Annotated in this window: 3 protein-coding genes; 2 read left to right on the forward strand and 1 reads right to left on the reverse strand. The window is 56.7% G+C overall.

All coding sequences use genetic code 11. From position 1 onward, the window contains the following. Both EN935_RS30565 and EN935_RS30570 read left to right on the forward strand, forming a co-directional pair. Window positions 1–483, forward strand: a 483-nt coding sequence (locus tag EN935_RS30565) for a M20/M25/M40 family metallo-hydrolase (protein ID WP_206534606.1), incomplete at its 5' end; no start/stop codon positions are given. A gap of 200 nt (window positions 484–683) precedes the next feature. After that, window positions 684–1319 (forward strand): aspartate/glutamate racemase family protein, encoded by a 636-nt coding sequence (locus tag EN935_RS30570; RefSeq protein ID WP_245489092.1) that lies wholly within the window; start codon window positions 684–686, stop codon window positions 1317–1319. Between the two features lie 48 nt (window positions 1320–1367). Here EN935_RS30570 and EN935_RS30575 read toward each other — a convergent pair whose 3' ends face one another. After that, window positions 1368–2300 (reverse strand): LysR substrate-binding domain-containing protein, encoded by a 933-nt coding sequence (locus EN935_RS30575; RefSeq protein ID WP_164771469.1) that lies wholly within the window; start codon window positions 2298–2300, stop codon window positions 1368–1370. Between the last annotated feature and the right edge of the window lie 303 nt (window positions 2301–2603).

The following is a 2603-nucleotide window of genomic DNA, read 5'->3' on the forward strand; positions in this document are numbered from 1 at the left end:
CGCAAGGAAACCGAAGGTACCAATATGGCCATGACGCTTGGCCGGTTCCACACCGACTATGAGGCGCATGGCCTGACGACTGTTGCAGGAGACTTGGCCTTCAGCATCGACGTTCGCGCCTATGACCCGATAGTTCTTGCGGATCTCGAGAAGGCTATGCTTGAGATCATCGCGGAAATCGAGCTTGCCCGCAACGTCTCGTTTCAGCTTGGCCCTCGCGCGGAAGCGCCGGTCGGCTATTGCTGCAAGGAAATTGCGGATTCCTTGGCGAGCGGTGCAGTGGCTCTCCAAGTCAGTGCCGTGAGGCTTTTAAGTCCTGCGTCTCATGACGCGGCTGCATTCGCACAGGCGGGCGTGCCGATCGGAATGATTTTCATTCGAAATGAGAACGGTAGTCATAATCCCGATGAGCACATGGAAATATCAGATTTTCTGCAGGGTACCGCTGTGCTGACATGGTGGCTGATCGCCAACCTCGCATGAGGCGGGAAATAGGCCATAGGTGCCTATTTCCTCGCAAGTTGCAGCACAGGGGAACCTCCAGTGGACATCATGCTCGTGTAAGGCAGCAACGAGGATCGGACGCTCCTAGGCATCAGAGCGGCAATTGAGGTAGTCGCCTCGCCGATTGTGAGTAGACGCCGAAATTTCTTCAGCGCGAGGAGGCAGTCCCATTGATCATCGTGCTCAATCCCAACTCCACCGAGCGCATTACTCGAGAGGTCGAAGGTGCCCTTTCTCGCGTGCTGAGCGACGATGCAGCGTGCGTCAGGTGCGTCACGGTTCACAAAGGGCCAGCTGCCATAGTTACCCAGCGCGACTCTGATGCGGCGATCATGCCTATGCTGGACTTGGCCGCGTCATTCGAGACCCGCGCAGACGCCTTCGTGATCGCTTGTTTCAGCGACCCGGGCATTCATTCGCTCCGCGAGCAAAGTAGAAAACCCGTGTTCGGAATAGCAGAAAGCAGTGTTTCAGCCGGGCTGAAGGTCGGACGTCGCTTTGGCGTGATTGCCATCTCGCCGGAGTCCGTCGAACGACACTTTCGATACTTTGGTGCGCTGGGATGCCGAGATCGTCTGGCTGGCGAATTGCCTCTGGGCATGACGATGGGAGAACTTACGGACCAAGCCAGGACGATGAGCGCTTTGGTGCGGGCTGGACAAACGCTGCGTGACACCCATCACGCCGACGTCATTATCCTGGGCTGTGCGGGGTTTACCGCGCACCGTGAGATTATCGAGGAGAAGATCGGCATACCAGTGATTGATCCGGTCTCGACAGCGGTCACCGAGGCACTTTCCAAGACGAGCCTTTAGAAGGTATCGCGTTTCAGCGAAAACCGGGCGGGTACGAATGCGGCGCTCCTACGATAGCCGCTCCGCGGCTGCAGGTTTCGCCGCAATACCATTTCGTTGCGTTTGGTGGATAAGGTCGGTCGTCACTTGCACGAATTTCCTGGCGAGCCGTGTCAGAGGCCTGTCCTTCAGACTTATCAAGGTTGCATGCACAGCGATCGATGGCTCGAAAGCCCGTATCACCAGACCCTCGGCAACCCAGCTTGAGGCCGAGAACTCGTCGACGATTGCGACCCCCAACCCATTGCTGACAAGGCTGCAGGCCGCGGCCCCCTGCAGGACGTTCAGGCTAGGCGAAAACGGCACGCCCGCCTCGTGGAATGCCGTCGCCACGGTTGAACCAAGCCGGCTCAACGGATCGAGGCCGATTACGGGAACATGTTCCAGATCGATCGGCGACAGTATTTGCTTTTGCGCCAATGGATGGGCCTCGGGAAGAGCACACACCATCCGCCCATCGATAAGCTTGCTGAGCTCCAAGCCTGGCCGAGGCGGTGGAGTAAGTGCGATGGCAAGGTCGGCATAGCCGCTTTCGACTGCCTCGATAACATTGTTCATGTGTTGGACGTCGAAATATATGTTCACCTTTTCGCGGCCACGCATGAAGCGGGCAATCGCTGCGGGTATGATGTTGTCTCCCAAAGGCCGCGTCGACAACACACGCAAATGGCCAGTTTTTGTGTCCTTCAGGTCCTTAGCCTTCTGATTAAGGGCAGCCGCCATCATATGAAGGGGTTGGGCGTCCTGGAAAATCGATTGGCCCTCTGCAGTGGGTACGAGCCGATTGCCAATGCGGTCGAAAAGTGTGAACCCCAACATGCTCTCAAAATGCTTGATCGCATTGCTCACAGCGGGTTGGGAAAGTCCCAGCTCATAGGAAGCCGCTATGGTGGTTCGGCACCTCATAACGGTGCAGAAGATTTCAAGCTGTCGCAGGTTCATGACGATCTTGCTCCAAGACGATTCTGCGTAACACGAACTCGCGAAATCACGCCTGCCATGAACCGCGATAGCTTTATCGACATGACGTGAGGCTAACACAGGTTGGCCGTCCACGTGACTGAAATGGATTCGACGCAGTCGAGCAAGTTGATGGTGATAGACATCCATTCGTGGAGGCTGCGCCTTCGAATGCTGCAGGTATGACCGTACAAGACCGTCGACGACCGAACTGGAGTGCGTCGGAACCGAGCAGCAGCAGACGCGAGCTTATTTTGTCGCCAGTTCGACTTCTGGCTATTGTCG

This window comes from Mesorhizobium sp. M7D.F.Ca.US.004.03.1.1 (genome assembly GCF_003998635.1).
GTDB lineage: Bacteria > Pseudomonadota > Alphaproteobacteria > Rhizobiales > Rhizobiaceae > Mesorhizobium > Mesorhizobium loti.

Coding starts and splice junctions, on each gene's coding strand:
- EN935_RS30575 (WP_164771469.1), bottom strand. CDS start 2,300: ATGAACCTGCGACAGCTTGAAATCTTCTGCACCGTTATGAGGTGCCGA.